The 20,943-nt window shown below is 62.4% G+C and carries 20 protein-coding genes, 1 tRNA gene, 2 pseudogenes and 1 riboswitch; of the genes and pseudogenes, 17 read left to right on the forward strand and 6 right to left on the reverse strand.

Annotated elements, in window-relative coordinates:
• Positions 1 to 283 precede the first annotated feature (283 nt).
• Positions 284 to 359 (forward strand) — tRNA-Ala (locus AC30NL_RS04080).
• 413 nt (positions 360 to 772) lie between these two features.
• On the opposite strand, the gene AC30NL_RS04085 is transcribed toward AC30NL_RS04080, so the two are convergent.
• The 4 genes from AC30NL_RS04085 to AC30NL_RS04100 all read right to left on the reverse strand — a co-directional run bounded on the left by AC30NL_RS04085 (position 773) and on the right by AC30NL_RS04100 (position 3,532).
• Positions 773 to 1,636: a nucleotidyl transferase AbiEii/AbiGii toxin family protein gene (locus AC30NL_RS04085; RefSeq protein ID WP_489462735.1), complete on the reverse strand. Its 864-nt coding sequence runs from the start codon at positions 1,634 to 1,636 to the stop codon at positions 773 to 775.
• Positions 1,633 to 2,238: a type IV toxin-antitoxin system AbiEi family antitoxin domain-containing protein gene (locus AC30NL_RS04090; protein WP_489462736.1), complete on the reverse strand. Its 606-nt coding sequence runs from the start codon at positions 2,236 to 2,238 to the stop codon at positions 1,633 to 1,635. The genes AC30NL_RS04085 and AC30NL_RS04090 overlap by 4 nt, the downstream gene beginning before the upstream one ends.
• 153 nt (positions 2,239 to 2,391) lie before the next feature.
• A complete protein-coding gene (locus AC30NL_RS04095) occupies positions 2,392 to 2,565 on the reverse strand; it encodes a hypothetical protein (protein WP_489462737.1) in 174 nt (57 codons plus the stop codon).
• A gap of 397 nt (positions 2,566 to 2,962) precedes the next feature.
• Positions 2,963 to 3,532 (reverse strand): Rieske (2Fe-2S) protein, encoded by a 570-nt coding sequence (locus tag AC30NL_RS04100; RefSeq protein WP_489462738.1) that lies wholly within the window; start codon positions 3,530 to 3,532, stop codon positions 2,963 to 2,965.
• A 377-nt stretch (positions 3,533 to 3,909) separates the two neighbouring features.
• Between AC30NL_RS04100 and AC30NL_RS04105 the strand changes: the two genes are divergently transcribed.
• Positions 3,910 to 4,806, forward strand: coding sequence for a recombination-associated protein RdgC (locus AC30NL_RS04105; RefSeq protein WP_489462739.1), 897 nt, complete (start codon positions 3,910 to 3,912; stop codon positions 4,804 to 4,806).
• Positions 4,807 to 5,016: 210 nt separating this feature from the next.
• Here the strand turns inward: AC30NL_RS04105 and AC30NL_RS04110 are convergent, their stop codons facing one another.
• Positions 5,017 to 6,624: a UbiD family decarboxylase gene (locus AC30NL_RS04110; protein WP_489462740.1), complete on the reverse strand. Its 1,608-nt coding sequence runs from the start codon at positions 6,622 to 6,624 to the stop codon at positions 5,017 to 5,019.
• 321 nt (positions 6,625 to 6,945) lie between these two features.
• Here AC30NL_RS04110 and AC30NL_RS04115 point away from each other — a divergent pair, with 321 nt between their 5' ends.
• The 4 genes and pseudogenes from AC30NL_RS04115 to AC30NL_RS04130 form a co-directional block, all read left to right on the forward strand.
• On the forward strand, positions 6,946 to 7,800 hold the full coding sequence (locus AC30NL_RS04115; RefSeq protein WP_489462741.1) for a transglycosylase SLT domain-containing protein: 855 nt from the start codon (positions 6,946 to 6,948) through the stop codon (positions 7,798 to 7,800).
• A gap of 32 nt (positions 7,801 to 7,832) precedes the next feature.
• Positions 7,833 to 7,960: riboswitch (ZMP/ZTP riboswitch) on the forward strand.
• A gap of 58 nt (positions 7,961 to 8,018) precedes the next feature.
• Positions 8,019 to 9,266: a serine hydroxymethyltransferase gene (gene glyA, locus AC30NL_RS04120; protein WP_489462742.1), complete on the forward strand. Its 1,248-nt coding sequence runs from the start codon at positions 8,019 to 8,021 to the stop codon at positions 9,264 to 9,266.
• Between the two features lie 42 nt (positions 9,267 to 9,308).
• Positions 9,309 to 9,752 carry a transcriptional regulator NrdR gene (nrdR, locus tag AC30NL_RS04125; RefSeq protein WP_489462743.1) on the forward strand — a complete coding sequence of 148 codons (444 nt, stop codon included), beginning with the start codon at positions 9,309 to 9,311 and terminating at the stop codon, positions 9,750 to 9,752.
• Positions 9,753 to 10,045: 293 nt separating this feature from the next.
• Positions 10,046 to 10,314, forward strand: a pseudogene (locus AC30NL_RS04130) (IS3-like element ISAzo10 family transposase); the annotation flags it as partial.
• A 450-nt stretch (positions 10,315 to 10,764) separates the two neighbouring features.
• Here the strand turns inward: AC30NL_RS04130 and AC30NL_RS04135 are convergent.
• Positions 10,765 to 10,980 (reverse strand): hypothetical protein, encoded by a 216-nt coding sequence (locus AC30NL_RS04135; protein WP_489462744.1) that lies wholly within the window; start codon positions 10,978 to 10,980, stop codon positions 10,765 to 10,767.
• Between the two features lie 502 nt (positions 10,981 to 11,482).
• Here AC30NL_RS04135 and AC30NL_RS04140 point away from each other — a divergent pair.
• The 11 genes and pseudogenes from AC30NL_RS04140 (at position 11,483) to AC30NL_RS04190 (ending at position 20,854) form a co-directional block, all read left to right on the forward strand.
• Positions 11,483 to 12,025 carry a GspH/FimT family pseudopilin gene (locus AC30NL_RS04140; RefSeq protein WP_489462745.1) on the forward strand — a complete coding sequence of 181 codons (543 nt, stop codon included), beginning with the start codon at positions 11,483 to 11,485 and terminating at the stop codon, positions 12,023 to 12,025.
• Between the two features lie 8 nt (positions 12,026 to 12,033).
• Positions 12,034 to 12,483: a type IV pilin protein gene (locus AC30NL_RS04145; RefSeq protein ID WP_489462746.1), complete on the forward strand. Its 450-nt coding sequence runs from the start codon at positions 12,034 to 12,036 to the stop codon at positions 12,481 to 12,483.
• Complete coding sequence (locus AC30NL_RS04150; protein ID WP_489462747.1) at positions 12,468 to 13,148, forward strand: prepilin-type N-terminal cleavage/methylation domain-containing protein; 681 nt, start codon at positions 12,468 to 12,470, stop codon at positions 13,146 to 13,148. Before AC30NL_RS04145 ends, AC30NL_RS04150 begins: the two co-directional genes overlap by 16 nt.
• Complete coding sequence (locus AC30NL_RS04155; RefSeq protein WP_489462748.1) at positions 13,145 to 14,392, forward strand: pilus assembly PilX family protein; 1,248 nt, start codon at positions 13,145 to 13,147, stop codon at positions 14,390 to 14,392. Before AC30NL_RS04150 ends, AC30NL_RS04155 begins: the two co-directional genes overlap by 4 nt.
• Complete coding sequence (locus AC30NL_RS04160) at positions 14,392 to 15,534, forward strand: type IV pilus modification PilV family protein (RefSeq protein WP_489462749.1); 1,143 nt, start codon at positions 14,392 to 14,394, stop codon at positions 15,532 to 15,534. The genes AC30NL_RS04155 and AC30NL_RS04160 overlap by 1 nt, the downstream gene beginning before the upstream one ends.
• Positions 15,535 to 15,536: 2 nt before the next feature.
• Positions 15,537 to 16,631, forward strand: a complete 1,095-nt coding sequence (gene ribD, locus AC30NL_RS04165; RefSeq protein WP_489462750.1) for a bifunctional diaminohydroxyphosphoribosylaminopyrimidine deaminase/5-amino-6-(5-phosphoribosylamino)uracil reductase RibD — start codon at positions 15,537 to 15,539, stop codon at positions 16,629 to 16,631.
• Positions 16,632 to 16,834: 203 nt separating this feature from the next.
• Positions 16,835 to 17,467 (forward strand): riboflavin synthase, encoded by a 633-nt coding sequence (locus tag AC30NL_RS04170; RefSeq protein ID WP_489462751.1) that lies wholly within the window; start codon positions 16,835 to 16,837, stop codon positions 17,465 to 17,467.
• 128 nt (positions 17,468 to 17,595) lie between these two features.
• Entirely contained in the window at positions 17,596 to 18,705 is a 1,110-nt protein-coding gene (gene ribBA, locus AC30NL_RS04175; protein ID WP_489462752.1) for a bifunctional 3,4-dihydroxy-2-butanone-4-phosphate synthase/GTP cyclohydrolase II, read from the forward strand.
• A 15-nt stretch (positions 18,706 to 18,720) separates the two neighbouring features.
• Entirely contained in the window at positions 18,721 to 19,185 is a 465-nt protein-coding gene (gene ribH, locus AC30NL_RS04180) for a 6,7-dimethyl-8-ribityllumazine synthase (RefSeq protein ID WP_489462753.1), read from the forward strand.
• Complete coding sequence (nusB, locus tag AC30NL_RS04185) at positions 19,182 to 19,679, forward strand: transcription antitermination factor NusB (protein ID WP_489462754.1); 498 nt, start codon at positions 19,182 to 19,184, stop codon at positions 19,677 to 19,679. Before ribH ends, nusB begins: the two co-directional genes overlap by 4 nt.
• Positions 19,676 to 20,854: pseudogene (locus AC30NL_RS04190) on the forward strand (pyridoxal phosphate-dependent aminotransferase). The gene nusB and the pseudogene AC30NL_RS04190 overlap by 4 nt, the downstream one beginning before the upstream one ends.
• Positions 20,855 to 20,943 lie beyond the last annotated feature (89 nt).

Here is a 20,943-nt window from a genome sequence, read left to right on the forward strand (position 1 = left end):
ATCCCGGGCCCCAATACACTGCCCTCGTCTACAACAGATCGACTCGCTTCGCGTCGCCGATCTCAGGCCGCTCCAGGCTCATACCTGAATTGGAAAAGACTCACCTGAACGCGTCAGGGCCTTGGTCTCGAACTCCGGCAGGTCGCGATCGACGTTTCCCAGTTACAGCACAGCATCATCTTCTCGAGCGTAATCGTGGGCGCAGCCCGCTTTCTACCGCAGTGGCGAGCCCGCCGCGGGCATTCATTCCTACAGCGCTTTTTGTTAGACTCGTGAACGCAGTGGGGGGGTAGCTCAGCTGGGAGAGCGCCGCGTTCGCAATGCGGAGGTCGGGAGTTCGATCCTCCTCCTCTCCACCACCAATTGACGCCCAACCGTTCTCGGTTGGGCGTTTTCACTTCCAGACCCCGCACGGTACGCGGGGTTCACGCGCATTCTGTGTGCCAGGGGGTGGTCAGAACCGGTGTCCGTGGTGGCTAGTTCCACCCTTTTCTGCCCTCTGTTCTCTGGAAATCTCCGCCAACTTTTTCGCCGACACGCACATCGCCTTGCGTGACAACGACTTCTGCTTGTGTCGGTTTCTTGAGTTCGCCGATCGGCTTGGACGAGCAAACCATCAGGGCGAAGCGAGGTCCGGGGATGCGCGCGGCATCCAGTACACGCCTTGGCGCCGTTTGGACTTCACGAGTGCTCGGTAGGCATGCAGCGGACCCTCGTACTCCGGCTTCCCATTGTTCGCGGTCTTCGCCTTGAACAGGTCGATAGGCGGTGTTCAAAGAGCGGCTCGGTTCAACGCGAGTGCCAGGGCCGATCGCAACCGATCCACGACGGCAGGCAGGGGCTCGGGGGGAAGCTCGTTCTTCTTCAGAAACGCCAGCCACAACGACTGCCGCGAGGAATCGTGTGCAAACTCGTCCGTCAGCCCAATCGGCACTGCATTGGTCACGGACATGCCGCGCCGCTCGAAGGTGGCTTTGATCGCTTGGGCCAGCAAATCGGTGTTCAGTGTTTCTCGTTCCAGCAGCACCGACAGATCGAAGTAGTCCTTCAGGCGGCTGTTGGTCATGCCCAGCAGGGCGATGGCGTGGAGCTTTTCCGCGATGACCGTGTACGTCGGGTAGGCCCGCAACTTGGGCGCGGGAAGATCGTCCAGCAGGACCGGATAGACCGAATCCACCGGTGCCGGTGTGACGGCATCGCCGAAGCCCACATCGATCTGCGTCTTGCAGCGCGCCTTGGCTAGTTCGCCCGCGATGATCACGCGGACGCCGCCGTAGCCTGCTTCCTTGCGGATTTCCTCGACCGTGACCGAGGCGGGGTCAAATGCAATGCCGTCGTCTACAGCCACGGCAGCGATGTCGCGGAAGGTTTCGGCGACCGATGCCAGATCGCTCGCACCGAAGCCGAGCAGGTCGGCGTCGCGCGTGGCCCGGTGGGGCATGTCGTACCAGAGCGTGAACAGCAGCGCGCCCTTGAGCAGAAAGCGGTCCGCGTGCTGCGATTGGGTCATGCGATAAAGAATGCGCTCCAGCGCGAATCGCACCAGCACCTGGTTGAAATCGACACCCTGAGCTTTGGCAACGTTGAGCAGGCGCGCACGGACGGATGGGGCGACGTTGGGATTGGCGGGGTTCATCCGATGCTCTCCAGGTAGGGCCGCATCACGTTGGCCACGCGGCAGACCTTGGCGAAGCGCCAGATGTCATCGACCGATGCCTTGTTGCGGGCGCGGGCGTCCTTCAGAGCCTCCAGCGCGACGTCCAGGCCGATTTTGTTGCGGTGCTTGAAACAGTCCGCCACCGTCTTGGCCACGCCGTAGACCCGGAGCTTGACGCCATCGCGTTCAACTTCCTCGACGCCTGCCATGTAGGCTTCACCGGTGAACTGCACCATCTTGACCGGAGGATAGTCGAACCGTGGGGCATGGCTGCCGCGCGGCATGGCAATCCAGACATGGCGCGGCAGTTGGGTGGTCAGCTCGTGGAACTGCAGCGCAGTGAGGAGGCATAACACGGCTTGCGGCACCTTGGTGGCGACGGTCACCAGACTCTCATGTTCGGATCCCTGGGAGTCCGGCAGGCGGTACAGACCACGCCCAATCCGCTCCAGCAGACCGGCGGCAGTCAGGCGCGTCAGGACGACCCGGGGCGCATCAATGGCGTCCAGGTCGCTGGCGCGCAGCAGCCCTTTCTGGCTGGCCAGATCGAGGACGCGCTGAGTATGGGTACTGGAGAGCATGGGTGGAGTTTGTTCCGTTATTTCGTCGAATGCAACCTTCTGAAGACAAAACGAAACATTTCGCCCGTGTCTCGTACCCCCTTCATCGCTTTCGTTGCACGGCCAATGCGTGCACGCGGTCTGTTAGCAATCCTGTGAGCGGCCCGCTTTGCCTCAGGCGCGGGGCTGTTTTTCAAGCGATGTGGCGTTGAATTTTGCGAACAACTCGGCCTTGGCCTTTTGCATCGCCTGGGCGGCGGCCAGATCGGTTTGCACGAGGGCCTGCGCCTCCAACTGATGTAGCGTGACGCCGGCCTTGGAGCGCACCAGCCATGCGTTTGAAGGCACTTGAGTTGCTGGATGATGGTGCTCTTATTCTGTTCAAGCGCCGCTCTGCCCGCTGGGGTGCGAAATCGGAACCTGGCGACGATGATCGCAGGCCCGAACAGCCGGCCTGCTTCGTCGAACCATTGACCTGCTGGTTGAAGAGAAGGTCATGCCGCTGGATGCCATTCCGAGACACATCGGATTAGCGGCCGGGGACATCGAGGCGCTTGCCGGGCTGCCCGAAGACTACTCGTCTCTCATGGTGGAGGCGGTGGTCCTGCGGGCAGAGGTGACTGATATGGGCCTTGGAATTGGGTTGGGTTGGGTTGGGTTGGTTTGGCCCGGTGCTGCGCAATGCTTCACGTCACATACCTTACGCTTGAGTAGATTCCGACCACCGACCGCAGCCGGCGCGAACTCATCGAACGATGCGCAAGGTGGTCTGGCCTTTGATCTCGAAGGTCGGAACCTCGAGATCGGGGCGACGAATGGTTTCGTCCTGGTCCTCGTACTGCTTGATGCTGCGACCCGCATAGTCCCACTCGCCGAATTGGCAGGAGTCGTAAAACCCACCCTGCCACACGCGATCGGGCGCATAGCGCGGCAATCCTTTCGGCGCGTGAAGGACTGTGCATCCGGTCGGCGCCGCGGTCATTGCGAAGACCAGAAACTCGGTCCGATCGCTTGGGATTGGACGCCGGCTCCAGGTGTTCCGCGTCTGGTCGCGAAGATCGTCGAGCATGTCGTCCGTGGTTCGAACGATCACGAAACGTCGGCCTTCAAATGCAAAGGTCTTTATCTCTCCGGGATGCATGCCGTCGACACGAACTTCAAGCTTGGTTTTGTCCGAGTCCCCAGCAGGGGAGCCGGCCGACACCATCGTGACCCCGATACATGCTGGCAGCAGCACGGCTGCGCTGACAAGCAGAGCGCGCCGCAGATCCGACCCGGTGAATCTGGTCGTCGAATTCCAGCAGCTGAATTGCATGTTGCGCGCTCCAAAGCTGACAGCGCCGAAAGCCGTCGCCGCATCACGATAGAACGCTCCCGGCGCCTCGCAAGGACGTCGAGGCTGAGAGTATTTCGATCATGCCCGCTCATCACGCCAAAAGCCCCCTGCTCGTCGTTGCAAATGCTCGCCATTGCCAAGCTATGGCTGCGCTTTGGCGCCTAGATCAGGCGCCTTTTGACGTGCTGCTCGGACAAGTTCGAAATACTCTCAGCCTCTTCGACGACGACCGATTCCGCGCGGCGGGTACCATGCGGCTCCCTCTTTTCCGGCACTGACCTGCGTCGCCACTCGACCTGGATCCCGTGCGACGCGGCAGCGTCAGGCCGCTTTTTTCTTTTTGGTTTAGCCACCGCATGTTCAAGAACGCTCTCGTCTATCGAATCACTCAATGGGATCAGCCCGAACTCCACGTGCTCGAGGAAAAGCTGTCCGCCAACCGCTTTGCCGAATGCGGCGCATCGCAGGCCGAGTCCTTCGGCTGGGTTGAGCCGCGCGGCGAGAAGCACGGGCCGATGGTAGAAGTGGTCGGCGGCCAGCTCATGATGCGAATCGTCATCGAGACCAAGGCCGTACCCAGTTCCGCAGTCAAAACTCGCCTCGAGGCCGAGTTGGACAAGATCGAGGCCGACACAGGCCGGCGGCCCAAGGGCAAGCGTGCCAAGGAATTGAAGGAACAGATCGTGCACGAGCTGTTGCCGCGCGCATTCTCCAAGCGATCAAGCACCCTCGTATGGATCGATGCAAAAGCCAAGCTCGTCATCGTCGATGCTGCCAGCACCAAGAAGGCAGACCGCATCGTGACACTCCTCGTCGACGTGCTGGGCGGCGGCATCATTTTGAAACTCTTGCAGACCGAATCGTCGCCGTCCACCGCAATGTCGCAGTGGCTCAAGAGCAAGGAAGCACCCGCCGGCTTCAGCGTCGACCGCGAATGCGAACTCAAGCAACCCGACAGCGAGAAGGCGCTCGTGAAGTACGCGCGCCACAACCTCGACATCGACGAGGTTGGGCTGCACATCGAGCAAGGCAAGGTGCCCACGCAGCTGGCGTTGACCTGGGACAACCGGGTGTCCTTCGTGCTCACCGAGGCGATGACCATCAAGAAGATCAAGCTGCTCGACGTGGTGCTCGAAGGCGCCGCGGCGCAAGAGGGTGGCTTCGATACGGACGTGGCGATCGCCACGGGTGAGTTGAGTCAGCTGATTCCGAACCTTATCGAGGCGTTGGACGGAGAACAGGTCATCGCTTAAATGCGGGGTTTCCGACTCCGGCATAGCCCAAAAGCGACAAACCCCTCCGCGCCTGATAGCGGGAGGGGTTGGGAGGCTGACGCCTCCGGTTGAGGCTCTGGAGGGATTGAAGTCCAGGGCCTCTGGCGCGCAAAGATTGCGCCATTGCGGATGCCTGCATGCAGGCCTTTCAAACTTAGGTCATCGGTCTCGCGAGATCAAGGTTGGATTTCACTCCCCTCCCTGCGTCCCCGGACGAACGGTCAATTCTGGCGAGCCGCGCACCTGCTTTTTCATGATGTCGTCGAACACCGCCGACACGCGCCGCTCCACCTCTGCCTCCATCTTGATCGGCCGCCCCCACTCGCGCTGGGTCTCACCGGGCCACTTGTTGGTGGCGTCGAGCCCCATCTTGCCCCCCAGGCCGCTGACGGGAGACGCGAAGTCGAGGTAATCGATGGGCGTCTGCTCGACGAGCGTCGTGTCGCGTGCCGGGTCCATGCGAGTCGTGATGGCCCAGATCACTTCTTGCCAGTTCCGGATGTCGACGTCGTCGTCCGTCACCACGATGAACTTGGTGTACATGAACTGCCGCAGGAAGCTCCACAGGCCGAACATCAGGCGCTTGGCATGGCCCGGGTAGCTTTTCTTGATGCTGATGAGCGCCATCCGATAGCTGCATCCCTCCGGAGGCAGGTAGAAGTCGACGATCTCGGGAAACTGCTTTTGCAAAATGGGGACGAAGACCTCGTTCAATGCCACGCCCAGCACGGCCGGCTCGTCAGGCGGCTTGCCTGTATAGGTGGAGTGGTAGATCGGGTCGCGCCGCGATGTCATGCGCGCGATTTCAAACACTGGAAACCAGTCCTGCTCGTTGTAGTAGCCGGTGTGGTCGCCGAACGGGCCTTCCAATGCATATAAATAGCCTCCGACCTCCTTGAGCTTCACGCCGTGTTCGCTCACGCCGGTGAAACCAGTCGTCGCCGTCGGAATGCACCCTTCCAGCACGATCTCGGCGCTGGCCGGCACTTGAAGCATCAGCCCGCCCTCGCCCACTCCGGCGTCGACGACCTCGGTGCGGCTTCCTCGCAAAAGACCGGCGAACTGATATTCAGAAAGCGTGTCCGGAACAGGCGTGACTGCACCGAGAATGGTCGCCGGATCCGCCCCCAGAGCCACCGCGATCGGAAACGCCTGCCCTGGGTTGGCGAGTGCGAAGTCACGGAAGTCCAGTGCCCCTCCACGATGTGCAAGCCAGCGCATGATGACCTGATCGCGGGCGATGACCTGCTGTCTATAGATGCCCAGGTTCTGCCGCCGGCGCGGATTGGCGACCGACTGCGGGCCTCGGGTGATGACGAGTCCCCAGGTGATGAGCGGCCCGGCATCTGCAGGCCAGCAGGTCTGGACCGGAAGGATCCCCAAATCGACTTCAGTCGCTTCCCGCACCTCTTCCTGGCAAGCACCGCTTCGCACGCTGGCCGGCTTCATGTCCCACAGCGCCTTGACCATCTGTAACAGGCGACCGGCATCCTTGAGCCCCTTCGGCGGCTGCGGCTCCTTGAGGCTCGCCAACATCTGTCCGACTTCGCGAAGCTCGCTCACTTCATTCGCCCCCATGCCCAAGGCGACTCGTCTAGGTGTCCCGAACAGGTTCGTCAAGGCCGAAATTTTGTAACCACAGGGGTTCTCAAACAGAAGAGCCGGACCACCGGCACGCAGAACCTTGTCACTGAGCGCTGTCATTTCAAGCCGCGCCGATACTGGGTTTGCGAGCCTCTGAAGCTCGCCCAGCTTCTCGAGAGCGGCCATGAAGTCCCGCAAGTCGCGATATTTCATATCAAAAAGTAGTTATAAGTGAGCTTCATAACCTTGACCGGTTATGATTTGGCTTCCTAGAATTCGGCGGTTCCTGACGCAGATCAGGGATAACCCGTGCCCCGCATCCCTGGGATGCAGAGGGCCCAACGCTGCCGATAGGCTTGTCAAGGTCTGCACCGCTCTCTCGGTGCCGGGCTTGCAGGCCGATTATCACCGTCGCTCCGACACCCCCGCCAAGCAGTAGCAAAGCGGGCATTCGCCGGAGTGCGATGAAGAAAGGAAGACATGACAGCGCTATGCAGTTTGTTTGCGCAAGTCCGCCACGTTGGCAACGCCTCCATGGCATCTGCCGGAGTTTTCATCCGAGACGTGGGCCACGGCCTGCTCGAGGTCAGCCACAACACGCTCGCTCTGGTGGGCCTCCTCGCCATTGGTGCCTTGTTTTTCGTCGGCGGTCGCGCCGACCTTCGCCAAAGCATCGAGGCCCAGACCCTGGACTGGCTGCAAGCCCGCGAGGAAGCACGCACCGATCCGGCCGAACTGATCGCCGCATCGCTAGCCGATGCCGACGCTGTGTCTCGCGCCACCGCGGCTGACCCCAAAGGCCTGTCGCACCAACAAGCCGCCGTCGCGCAATGGATTTCTCGCCGATACCGTGTGGCACCGGAGCCGATCAGCCGCTTGGTCAAAGAAGCCTGGATGGTTGGTGCCCGCGTCGACCTCGATCCGACCCTCATCCTCGCCATCATGGCGGTGGAATCGAGCTTCAATCCTTTTGCCCAGAGCTCCGTAGGAGCGCAAGGCCTGATGCAGGTCATGACCCACGTCCACGACGACAAGTACGAAGCCTTTGGCGGCAACTTTGCGGCCTTCGACCCGGTCACCAACCTCCGCGTAGGTGCCCAAGTGCTCAAGGAATGCATTGCGAGGGCCGGCAGCCTGGAAGCCGGTCTGCGCTTCTATGTCGGTGCGAGCAACCTGCCGGATGACGGCGGCTACGCCGGCAAGGTGCTGGCCGAGCAAGGCCACCTGCGCCTGGTGGCCGGCGGCAAGATCGTGGCGATCAACGTGGCGCATCCGGCGCCGATCGCCGTACAGGCGAAGGTCGATGCTGCAGCCGCTCCGATCTCGGCGACGGCCGAGGAAACGCCGCAGACTGAAAAGGTCGCATTGCTCGGCAAAGGCCCGACCTGACACATCAGATGGCGCAGGCGTCGAGTAAACTCACGGCTCTGCGCGACTGGCGATGGGACTCAATCTTTCGAGTCTGAGGTGGTGAACCACCAGGAAGTGCAGACGAGGTGTCCGGCAGCTTGTGGGCACATCGTTTCAGCCGTTCGCCTGGGCAGCCTGTGACAGCGTGTCAGCCACGCTTTCAATCGCAGGTCTCTGCTGACGAAGGACTGCCAAACATGTTTGACCGTAGCCAATCTACCATTGCATCCGTAGACCCGGAAATCTGGTCCGTCATCCAGCGCGAGAACCAGCGCCAGGAAGAACACATCGAGCTGATCGCTTCCGAGAACTACGCCTCGCCCGCCGTCATGGCCGCGCAAGGCACTCAACTCACCAACAAGTACGCCGAGGGCTATCCCGGCAAGCGCTATTACGGCGGCTGCGAATTTGTCGACATCGCCGAGCAGCTCGCGATCGACCGCATCAAGCAGCTCTTCGGCGCCGAGAACGCCAACGTGCAGCCCAACTCCGGCTCGCAGGCCAACCAAGGCGTGTTCTTCGGGCTGCTGCAGCCGGGCGACACGATCATGGGCATGAGCCTCGCCGAAGGCGGACACCTCACGCACGGCATGTCGCTCAACATGAGCGGCAAGTGGTTCAAGGTGGTCAGCTACGGCCTCGACGCCAACGAAGCCATCGACTATGAGCAGATGGAGCGCCTCGCCCACGAGCACAAGCCCAAGCTGATCATCGCGGGCGCTTCGGCCTACAGCCTGCGCATTGACTTCGAGCGTTTCGCCAAGGTAGCGAAGGACATCGGCGCCTACTTCATGGTAGACATGGCGCATTACGCCGGCCTGATCGCGGCAGGCGTGTACCCAAACCCGGTGCCGCACGCCGACGTGGTGACCTCGACCACCCACAAGAGCCTGCGCGGCCAGCGTGGCGGCATCATTCTCATGAAGGACCATGTCGCCAAGCAGATCAACAGCGCGATCTTCCCCGGCATTCAAGGCGGTCCGCTGATGCACGTCATCGCCGCCAAAGCAGTCGCGTTCAAGGAAGCGCTGTCGCCTGAATTCAAGACATACCAACAGCAGGTCGTCAAGAACGCTGCAGCCCTCGCCAACACACTGACCCAACGGGGCTTGCGCATCGTGAGCGGCCGCACCGAGTCGCACGTGATGCTGGTCGATTTGCGCCCGAAGAACCTCACCGGCAAGGAAGCCGAAGCGCTCCTCGGCCAGGCCCACATGACCTGCAACAAGAACGGCATTCCCAACGACCCGCAAAAGCCGATGGTTACCAGTGGCATCCGCCTGGGTTCGCCCGCGATGACCACGCGCGGCTTCAAGGAAGCACAAGCAATCGCAACCGCGAATCTGATCGCCGACGTACTGGACAACCCGCACGACGAGGCGAACATTGCGGCCGTGCGCGCGAAAGTCTCAGCCCTCACGCGTGACTTCCCCGTCTATCGTTAAGCCCATGGGCCCGCGACATCTCATGCTGCGGGCTCTCTCCTGATGCGTTGCCCCTTCTGCAGCCACGTAGACACGCAGGTCGTCGAGACGCGCGAATCCGACGAAGGCGATGTCGTGCGCCGGCGACGGCGCTGCCCGAGCTGCGACAAGCGCTTCACTACCTACGAGCGGACTGAAATCGCGCTGCCGTCGGTGGTAAAGAAGGACGGTACGCGCGCCGAGTTCGATCCGGCGAAGATCCATGCGTCGATGACCCTGGCGCTGCGCAAACGACCCGTGAGCGTCGAGCAGATCGACGCCGCGCTCGAACGCATTCAAGACAAGCTGCTCAACAGCGGCACAAAGGAAGTACCTTCGACCAAGCTCGGCGAGTTCGTCATGCGTGAGTTGAAGCGCATCGACAAGGTGGCCTATGTGCGCTTCGCTTCGGTCTATCGCAGCTTTGAAGACGTCGACGAATTCAGGCAGTTGATCAGAGACATCTAGCTGTAGCCGACCTATAACATCCACGGCAGAACCCGATTACATCGAGAGCGATCGAAAGTGTGGGATCAGGCGCATTCCTGCAAGGCTGGCTGAATCGTTGGCCGCGAAACATGGGTACCAGCGCGCGAAGTCCTCACGCAAACGTCCGTCGAGTACGTTGGTTCGTACTTGCGGGAATGCGCCTGACCCCAGACTTTCGATCGCTCTCGTGCTGGACTGGTACCACCTGGCGCATTGACGGTGCTCGCCAGCGTCATCAACGGCAAGCCGTCCACGCGTCAGCGCAAGTACCCCCAGAGTTCCCCGCCAAAGGCTTCTCCGATCTTGAGCAAGCGCGCAGTTGGGCAGCCAGCTTCGTGCATTGGTACAACATCGACCATCGCCATAGCGGCATTCGCTACGTCAGCCCGGCGCAGCGCCATGACGGCGAAGATCACGCCCTCCTTGGCTGCGCGCCATAGCCCTGTACCTTCAGGCCCGCGAGAGCCATCCGGCGCGCTGGTCGGGCGCCACGCGAGACTGGTCGCCCACCGGACTTGTGACGCTCAATCCTGAGCGCGATTGCATCGTCCAAGGCGCATTCGACTGCGATAGACGACCAGACGTTGGCCGCATGAACAACACCACAACTCGACTTGCGCGCAGCGCACACGTTGAGCTTGTGCCGGACTCCGGGCGAGAGTGCCTGGTTCGAATGCAATTCAAGAAAATCAAAATTGTGGCAACGGCAACTGGAGCGTGGGCAACGTCTCTTCGTTGTCCATACGCAAGGCGTCAGCTGTCGAGGAGCGGTGGGCAACTGGGGCATCGGCGCAGCCGATTGTCCACAGGCTTGTCCGGTGGGCCAGCCCAGTTGCCCACCGCGGGCGCGTACACAACCACATCCTCGGCCAGCGGCGTCTCTTCCGGCAGCCGGAGTATTCATTCAGTGACCGGCTGAATAAAAGTTCGAAACGACCCAGGGACACTCAGGCCCTCCCGAGCCCAGGAATTCGGGGGTCGCCCTCTGCCGTCAGATATTCAGGCCACACAAGCGCCCCCTGCAACGCCTCCAGGGCGCGGCATTGAGCAAGTCACCCGCTTCGGTCAGGCTTGGTATTGTCTCGTTCCCCACGAAATGATGAAGAGCCGTTGCTTGGTGGTGCGTAGCGGCTTGAACCTGCATGGCAGCGAAGGCCGGAACGAAGGCAGCGGAGATAGCGATAAGACGCTTGATCAGTTTGCTCATTTGGTGCTCCAAAGTTGGTTGATGATTCATTTCGACCACGCTGATAGCCTTGCAGCCAAAGGCAGGTCTTCGTCGTTTCAATAGATGCATTGATGGCGACAGATTCAGTCTGTCTCTCGCCCGCCCGGGTCGTGGATCTCGTTGCGAAGGTATGTATGCGAATGCGAAGTTTCTGTCGCATCCAAGCCGCGGTTGCCGAGCGCCGCGCTCTAGCTTGTCGCGATGGTTTCCGACGTGCTATGCGCAGGTACAGCCGACCCCAACTCGCAACCCAGATAGGCGTCCACCAGTCTTCTGCTCACGGCGCAGAAATGCGCTCTGATCAAGCAAGCGAATGGCGAACACACGAAGGCTAGCGTCTCTAGCCTGTGCTAGCCCGGACCAAGGCCTCGTGCCGGCACTGGACACCCCCACCTGAACGAGCCTCGGCCCCCACCTCAAGGGGACGCAATACTGCGTAACAATTCGCACAATCCCGCTCTACGAAATCATTGGAGGGGACATGCGAACACATCGCACACAACGAGGCGTGACGCTCATCGAAGCGGGCGTCGTCATGGCAATCGGCATCATCACGGTGAGTTCAGCCGCACCGGGCTTCAACCGCTTCATCGAGAAGCAGCGACTCGACGGCATCGCGGCGCAGCTCGCGACCGACATCCAGTTCACGCGCGCAGAGTCGGTCATGCGAAACACCGGTTTGCGACTCAGCGTGCAGTCGCATGCGTGGGGCGCTTGCTACGTGATTCACAGCGGCATGGCGAATCAATGCACCTGCAAGTCTTCTGGCCCGGCGGAATGCGCGGGCGATGCGCAGCAACTGAAGACCGTCACGCTGCCTGCCGCGGACCAGTTCGCACTTGAGAGCAACGTGAGTTCAATTCACTTCGACCCCATGCACGGCACGAGCACGCCAGCCGGCACCTTCAAAGTGATCGCCCCGAGCCGCCGCGCGGTGCATCACGTGGTCAACGTGATGGGTCGCGTACGCACCTGTTCGCCGAAAGTCGAGACCGCGCCCGTTCCGGGCTATGCGGTTTGCTGAGGGGTGACATGAAATCCCTTCTCTCCTTTCGCAAGGCCGCAGGCTTCACCCTCATCGAAATGATGTGTGCCGTAGCACTCACAGGCGTGATCTCTTCCATCGCCTACCCGACGTACCAGAATGTCGTCTACAAAGCCCGCCGTTTGGATGCGCAAGTCGCACTCATGCAATTGCAGATGGCCGAGGAACGCTACCGATCCGACCATTCGAGCTATGGCAGCCTCGTAGAGCTCGGTTTGGCGGCACGCACGCCGTCCGGGCAGTACGAACTCACGGTCGCCTCCGTGAGCGAGACCGGGTTCCGGGTACAAGCTGTCGCAAGCGGCGTGCAAGCCTCGGATACCACGTGCCACCACATGCAGATCTTCGTCGATGGTTGGAACGTCAGCTATCTCTCCGGCCCGGACGCGGGCCTTTCCAACACCGCGGCGGCAAACAAGCAATGCTGGCGCATTTGAACCGCCGCCGAGAGCGTGGCATGTCGCTCGTCGAGTTGATGATCGGTCTGGCGATCGGCCTCGTCGTCGTTGCCGCCGCCGCAGTGTTGCTCCTCGGGCAAATCCGCGAACAGCGGGCCATGCTCGTCGAAGGCCGCTTGATGCAGGACCTGCGCACGAGCATGGACATCATCACACGCGATCTACGGCGTTCGGGCTATTGGGGCGGTGCGCCGGCGCGGATGCACGCCTCAGCCTCCACCCCCGAAAATCCGTACACCGCCATCTCTCCCGCGCTCGCTGCATCCGACGCAGTGAGTTTTCGCATGTCGCGCGACATCACCGAGAACAACAGCGTTGACGACAACGAGCAGTTCGGCTTTCGCCTTCGCAATGGCGTCATCGAGATGCTCATCGGCGGCGGAAGCTGGCAGGCCTTGACCGACGTTGGGACCATGAGCGTCGTGTCGTTCGCAGTGACACCGGAGGTCCAGGAGTTGTCATTGCAAGGCATGTGCGAGAAAGCTTGCGCGAACGGTGCCAGCGCCTGCGGACCAACGCTGCAGGTACGCAGTCTCACCGTGGCGATCACGGGGCGGGCCAACGCGGACAGCAAGGTGCGGCGCACTCTCACGAGCCAGGTGCGCGTCCGCAACGACGCAGTTGTCGGGGCGTGCTCGGCATGAGGTGCTTCCATTCGAACCAGCGTGGTGGCGCCACGTTGGCGGTGACATTGATTCTCATTTTCGTGATGACCTTGGTAGCCGCTTATGCGAATCGCAACCATCTCTTCGAGCAGCGCGCCTCGGCAAATCAATACCGATCGACGCAAGCCTTCGAGGCCGCCGAAGCGGGACTCGAATGGGCCACTGCGATGCTGAACAATCCTCGGCGCTTGAACAATCGATGTGTTGAAGGCGCGGATGCATCGGCCAGTTTTCACGAACGCTATCTGACGTCTGACCCGCCTACCGGTGCCCTGCGCCCCGTCACCGTGTCCGATGCAGGACGCGTGAGTGCATTGCGAGCAGTCTGCGTGAGAACCAGCGAATCCTGGCGCTGTGCCTGCCCTCGCGACGCCAAGCTGGACCTGTCGGCAGACCCCACCGCTTGGCCGGCATTCGCCATCGAATTCTCGCCAGACGCGCAGGCCGGCGCAGTGCACGTCACCGCCGTCGGTTGCACGAGCCTCGCGGGCGAGTGTTTTCCGGCCCGAGGCAAAACCGATGCCGTCGCGCACGTTCAGACGACGTTCGGCGCATGGCCTGCCATCGCCACCTTGCCCATCGCTCCACTCACGACGAGGGACACGGTCAACGCCGGAAACTCAAGCCTCGGCCTTCACAATGCAGACGCGGCGTCGGGTGGCTTGAGCGTTCACGCCGGGCGTTCAGTGATCGCACCAAATGCGCGGCTCACGACGGCGCCCGGTTCGTCACCGGAAGGGTCCATCGTCGAGAACGACGCATCGCTCAGCGCGCTTCCAGCCGATCGATTCTTCGTTTCGTTCTTCGGCATCGACAAGACGCTGTGGAAGCAGCAGCCTACCGTGAAGCCGCTTCGCTGCAACGGCAGTTGCGTCGATGCCATGAGCACTGCACTCTCCTCGGGCCACCGGTTGATCTGGATCGACGGCGATGCCGAACTGACCGGCCCGCTCACCATCGGCAGCCGCGAACAGCCCATCCTCATCGTCGCGACAGGATCGCTCCGCGTGACCGGTCCGGTTCGCATCGCCGGCGTGGTCTATGCCGCAAACCTGTCGTGGCAAGGCGCAGCCGGCGGGCAACTCCGCGGCGCTGCGATTTCTGAATCCACCTACGACGGCGACGCCTCGCCCGACTTCATCTACGACCCCGCCGTGCTTGCCACACTGAAGACGGGAGCGAACAGCTTCGCACGCCTGCCGGGCACTTGGAAAGACTTTTGATGCGCACCTCAACACGACGAATTCAGCGCGGCATCAGCCTCGTCGAAGCGCTCATTGCCTTCCTCGTCCTGTCGCTGGGCACGCTCGGCATGTCCAAGCTGCAGAGCCATCTGCGGCTCCATTCGGACATCGCGCGACAACGATCAGAGGCGGTGCGGATTGCGCAAGAAGACATGGAGTCCTTGCGTTCGTTCACGAGCACGACGACTGAAATGAATGAGCATTCGTACGGCGACATCTCCAGCGCCTCCGCGACCATCGCCCCAAGCAGAGAGAGATCCGGCAACACGAGCTTTCATGTCGAACGCAGCATTTCCGAGGGCAACGGCTTTCGCACGGCGTCCGTCTCCGTCAATTGGCCCGACCGGCTGGGCCACCGTCAGCACGTCATTCTGGAATCGGTGATCGCAGGCACGCCGCCGCGCCTGTCGGGCGCGTTGACTCTCGTGCAGCATCTCAAGCCGATGCGGCCTGTATGGGACCGTTCGCCTGCCATCCCCGCTCAAGCCAGGAACCTCGGCAACGGATCGAGTGCCTTCAAGCCCTCGGAAACAGGCACCCTGGCCTTCGTGTTCGACAACGCTAGCGGCCTCGTCACCTCGCGATGCGATCAGGTGGCCGCGACAGTACGGAACTCGGAACTTGATACCGCCAAGCTTGTGGACTGCACACCGATGCGCGGCATGCTTCTGAGCGGCATCGTCCGTGTATCGCTCGACGTGCCGCCCGACGCGGCACATCCGGCCGATGCCGCCCTGCTCTTTGACATGAATCTCACGATCACCGGTGCCGGCAAGCCGGAAATGCCAATCTGCGTCACCGACGCGGCAACTCGCGTCGTCGCCTACCATTGCGTCATCGCGCCTGTCGCGGGTCGCTGGTCCGGCCGCAGCAGCCTCGTGCCGCGGGGCTGGACCTTGGGCACCGCGGCCACGGACCGAAAGGTCTGCCGCTATTCCGCGGACCAGGATGGCAGCGGCGCAATCGACAGCAATGCAGAACATCCAAACGAGTACAAAGACGTGGATCGCTCGCTGATGCAACAGAACTTCCTCATCGTGCGAGGCAACCAGCCCTGCCCTGTCGCGTCCAAGGGCGAGGCCGTGTTCGCGGACCTGACCACGGTGCAACACCAACCCTAGCCATGCACGACAGCGACGAACTGATGCGGGAGGCGTTGGCGCTGGCCCAGCACGCCGTGGGCCTGAGCGAGCCGAATCCGCGCGTAGGCTGCGTCATTGCGGCATCCGACGGCCACGTGATCGGCCGCGGTCACACGCAGCATGCCGGCGGCCCGCATGCCGAGGTCATGGCCCTGCGCGACGCAGTAGAGCACGGCGAAATCGCGGCCGGTGCCACGGTGTACGTGACGCTCGAGCCGTGCTCGCATCACGGCCGCACACCGCCTTGCTGCGACGCACTGATCAACGCCCGCGTCGCACGCGTGGTGATGGCCATCGAAGACCCGAATCCGCTCGTGGCAGGCCAAGGCGCGGCGCGGCTGCGCGCCGCCGGCATCGACGTGGTGACAGGCCTGCACGCGCAGGAGTCGCGGGAGCTCAACATCGGCTTCTTCTCGCGCATGGAGCGGCAACGGCCCTGGGTCCGAATGAAAGCCGCCGTGTCGCTCGATGGCCGCACTGCACTGCTCAACGGAGTCAGCCAGTGGATCACCGGTGAAGCAGCGCGCGCCGATGGGCACGCATGGCGAAAGCGCGCAGGGGCCGTGCTGACTGGCGTGGGCACTGTGCTCGACGACGATCCACGGCTCGACGTGAGGCTGGTCGATACCCCACGCCAACCGCTGCGTGTGATCGTTGATTCGCGTCTCGAGACGCCGGCCACGGCACGCATCCTCGCGCCACCCGGCAAGGTGCTCATCTACTGCGCGCAGGCGCATGGTGATCGACAGGCAGCTTTCGAATCGCAAGGTGCCGATGTCGCTGTCGCCGCAAACGCGAACGGCAAGGTCGACCTGAGCGCCATGCTCACCGACCTCGCCCGCCGCGGGATCAACGAACTCCACGTCGAAGCCGGTCACAAGCTCAACGGCTCTTTCGTGCGAGAAGGACTGGTCGACGAGTTCCTGATCTACATGGCGCCCAAGCTGCTCGGTGCGGGCCGGGAACTCGCCGCCTTCGGCCCGTTCACGGCCCTCGAAGACAGCCTGGAGTTGCGCTACGTCAGCGTGACACACATCGGCTCCGATCTGCGCATCCTTGCCAGACCGCTTACCTGAGAGGCTGAGAGCATTTCGATCATGCCCGCTCATCACGCCAAAAAACCCCTGCTCGTCGTTGCAAATGCTCGCCATAGCCCGCTATGGCTGTGCTTCGCGCCTAGATCAGAGGCCTTTTGGCGTGCTGCTCGGACACGCTCGAAATACTCTCAGCCTCTGACGACTGCGCAACCTTTGATCGCCCACAGAGAGAAAATCGCCCCATGTTCACCGGCATCATCACCGGCCTCGGCCGCATCGTTCATGTGCAGGCGCTGGGCGCCGACGCGACCCACGGCAAGCGACTCGTCATCGAGACGCCGCCGAGCTATCTCGACGACGTGCAACTCGGCGACAGCATCGCTCTCAACGGCGCCTGCATGACAGCGACGTCGTTCGACACGACGACAAATCGATTCACCATCGACATTTCAGCCGAGAGCCTCGACAAGACCGCCGGCCTGTCGGAGCCGGGACGGGTCAACCTCGAAAAGGCGCTTCGTGCACATGACCGCCTGGGCGGACACATCGTGAGCGGACATGTCGACGGCCTGGGGGTCGTGACGCACTTCGCGCCCGTGGGGGAGTCTTGGGAACTGAGAGTCGCCGCGCCGAAGTCGATCGCGTCGTACCTCGCCTACAAGGGGTCGATCACGGTCAACGGCGTGAGCCTCACCGTCAATCGGGTGAGCGATTCATCCGAGGGATGCGAGTTCAGCATCAACCTGATTCCGCATACCTTGACGCACACGACCTTGGGTGAGTTGAAGGTCGGGCACAAGGTCAACCTCGAGGTGGATTTGATCGCGCGCTACGTGGCGAGGATGCTGGGCAAGACTGAGGTGCCGCCCGGTTGAAATCCGGGATCGGCGTTTTCGAAAGGCACATTCGCGGATTGGACCGGAGGGGACTGTGCTGCGGAATCCATGGGGAACGGCCACCACCGGGGCAATCACCCTTTGATGCGCCGCCTACAATCCCACACATGGCTATTTCCCCCGTTCCTGAGCTCATTGCCGAGCTCGCCGCCGGCCGCATGGTCATCCTCGTTGACGAGGAAGATCGCGAAAATGAAGGCGATCTGGTGCTCGCAGCCGACCACGTCACGCCCGAGGCCATCAACTTCATGGCGAAGTTCGGTCGCGGCCTCATTTGCCTCACCCTGACGCGCGAGCGCTGCGAACGGCTTCAATTACCGCCGATGGCGACCCGCAACGGCACCAGGCACGGCACGGCGTTCACGGTGTCGATCGAAGCCGCCACGGGTGTCACGACCGGCATTTCCGCAGCAGACCGCTCGCGCACGGTGCAGGTCGCGGTCGCAAAAGACGCCACCGCATCAAGCCTCGTCCAACCCGGACACATCTTTCCCCTGATGGCGCAAGACGGCGGCGTGCTCATGCGTGCCGGCCACACTGAAGCGGGTTGCGATTTGTCGGGCATGGCCGGCCTCACGTCAGCCGCCGTGATCTGCGAGATCATGAAAGACGACGGCACCATGGCCCGCCTGCCGGACCTGGAAGTCTTCGCCAAAGAACACGGACTCAAGATCGGCACCATTGCCGACCTGATCGAATACCGCAGCCGCCACGAAACGCTGGTCGAGCGCATCAGCAACCGCAAGTTGGCAACAGCGCAAGGCGAGTTCGACTGCACAGCCTTTCGCGACCGTACCGGCGGCCTGCACCTCGCCCTCACCCGCGGCCAATGGACGCTGCAAGACGAAGTGCTGGTGCGCGTACACGAGCCGCTGTCGGTGATGGACCTCCTCGACGCCGGCCAATGCGGACATTCCTGGCCGCTGCCCAAGGCACTGGCCGCATTGCACAACGCCGAGCGCGGGGCCGCCTTGCTGCTCAATTGTGGCGAGGACGTGGCATCCATGCTGGACCACATGCTGCCCCACGACGAGCGCGCCGAACGCCAGCGCGGGCAGATGGACCTTCGCACCTACGGCGTGGGTGCGCAGATTCTTCGTGAGCTGGGCATCAGCAAGATGAAGCTGCTGGGCAGCCCCCGCCGCATGCCGAGCATGGTGGGCTACGGCCTCGAAGTCACGGGCTTCGTCGAGCCGACCACATCCACCAACACCTGAACCGGGAACACCAGAATGCAAGAGGCCGACAAGGGCAGTAAAGTCGAAATCGATGGGCGCGATCTGCGCATCGGCATCGTGCAGGCGCGCTGGAATGCACCCATCACCGACAAGCTCGCGCAAAGCTGCACGGCCGAGCTGCAGGCGGTGGGCGTATCGCACAAGCACATCCGCCACGTGAAGGTGCCGGGTGCCCTTGAAGTCCCCATCGCCTTGGCGAGCATGGCCGACAGCGAAGAATTTGACGCGTTGATCGCGCTGGGCTGCGTCATCCGCGGCGAAACCTATCACTTCGAGTTGGTGGCCAATGAGAGCGGCGCAGGCGTGACCCGTGTGTCGCTCGACCACCAGATTCCGGTGGCCAACGCGATCCTCACGGTCGAGACCGAAGAGCAAGCCTGGGCGCGAGCCGAGGACAAGGGGCGCGATGCCGCCCGTGTCGCCGTCGAGATGGCGAATTTGATGGAAGACTTGTCGTGAGCCCAGAACAAAACAAGAAGCCCGCGACCAAGGCAGGCAAGCGTCCACAGGCGAACTCGACGCGACGCCGCGCGAGAGAAGTGGCGTTGCAAGGGCTGTACGAGTGGTTGATCTCTGGCGCAGATGCTGGCGTGATCGAGGCCCATATGCGCGAGCACGAAGGCTTCGACAAGATCGACACCGCGCACTTCGACGCGCTGCTTCACGGCTGCATCAACGAAGCAGCCGACCTGGACGGCGTGCTGTCGCGTCACGTGGACCGCAGGACCACCGAACTCTCGCCCATCGAGCACGCAGCTCTGATGATCGGCGCGTATGAACTCAAGCATTGCACCGACGTGCCCTACAAGGTTGCGATCAACGAGGCTGTTGAACTCGCGAAGAGCTTCGGCGGCACCGATGGGCACAAGTACGTGAACGGCGTGCTGGACAAGGCGGCCGCCGATTTGCGCAAGGCGGAAGTCGAAGCGGCACGCACGAGCCGCCGAACATGAAACTCGCCAGCCGGCTCGATCACATCGAACCCTTCTACGTGATGGAGTGCGCCAAGGCGGCGTCCGAGCTGGCGCGCAGCCCGGCGTGTGCAAATTCGCCAATGATCTTCCTGAACATCGGCGAGCCGGACTTCACCGCGCCGCCGCTGGTGCAAGACGCCGCTGAGCGAGCGCTTCGGGCCGGTCGCACGCAGTACACTGATGCCACCGGGCTGATTGCGCTTCGCGAGTGCATCAGCACCTGGTACGCCACGCGTTTCGGCCTCGACATCGCGCCGCGACGCATCGTCGTCACCGCGGGCGCATCGGCCGCCTTGCAGCTCGCCTGCCTCGCTCTCGTCAACCGCGACGACGAGGTCTTGCTGCCCGATCCGAGTTACCCCTGCAACCGGCACTTCGTGGCGGCTGCCGAGGGCGTACCGATGCTGATTCCCGCCTCTTCGGAAGAACGCTTCCAGTTGAGCGCGGCGGGCGTTGAAAAGGCATGGTCGGCCCGTACCCGCGGCGTGCTGCTCGCCTCGCCATCAAACCCGACCGGCACGTCCATCGACCCCGACGAGATGGGGCGCATCGTTCAAACTGTTCGCAGCCGTGGGGGCTTCACGATCGTCGACGAGATCTACCTCGGCCTCAGCTATGAAGACCGGTTCGGCCACAGTGCGCTTGCCTACGGCGACGACGTGATCTAGATCAACAGCTTTTCGAAGTACTTCAGCATGACTGGCTGGCGCTTGGGCTGGCTCGTAGCGCCAGAGGAACTGGTGCCGGCCATCGAACGCCTCGCGCAGAACCTCTACATCTGCCCCTCCACCGTGGCGCAGCATGCCGCCATTGCCTGCTTCGAGCCTGAATCGATTGCCGAGTACGAACGCCGCCGCGGCGAATTCCGCACTCGACGTGACTACCTCGTGCCGGCCTTGAACGCCATGGGCCTCACGGTGCCCGTCATGCCGGATGGGGCTTTCTATGCCTGGGCCGACTGCTCGCGCTACGCTGCAGACAGTTGGGACTTTGCCTTCGACTTGATGAACAAAGCACACGTGGCCATCACTCCAGGCCGAGACTTCGGACGCCATGGCAGCGAGCGCTATGTGCGTCTGTCCTATGCGAGTTCGATGGAACATCTGCATGAAGCAACCGGGCGCTTGCACGATGCCTTGGGCCTGAGAGGCTGAGAGGCTGAGAGTATTTCGATCATGCCCGCTCATCACGCCAAGAGACCCCTGCTCGTCGTTGCAAATGCTCGCCATAGCCCGGGCTATGG

Origin of the sequence: Rhizobacter sp. (assembly GCA_021153565.1) — a bacterium.
Classification (GTDB): Bacteria; Pseudomonadota; Gammaproteobacteria; order Burkholderiales; family Burkholderiaceae_C; genus Albitalea.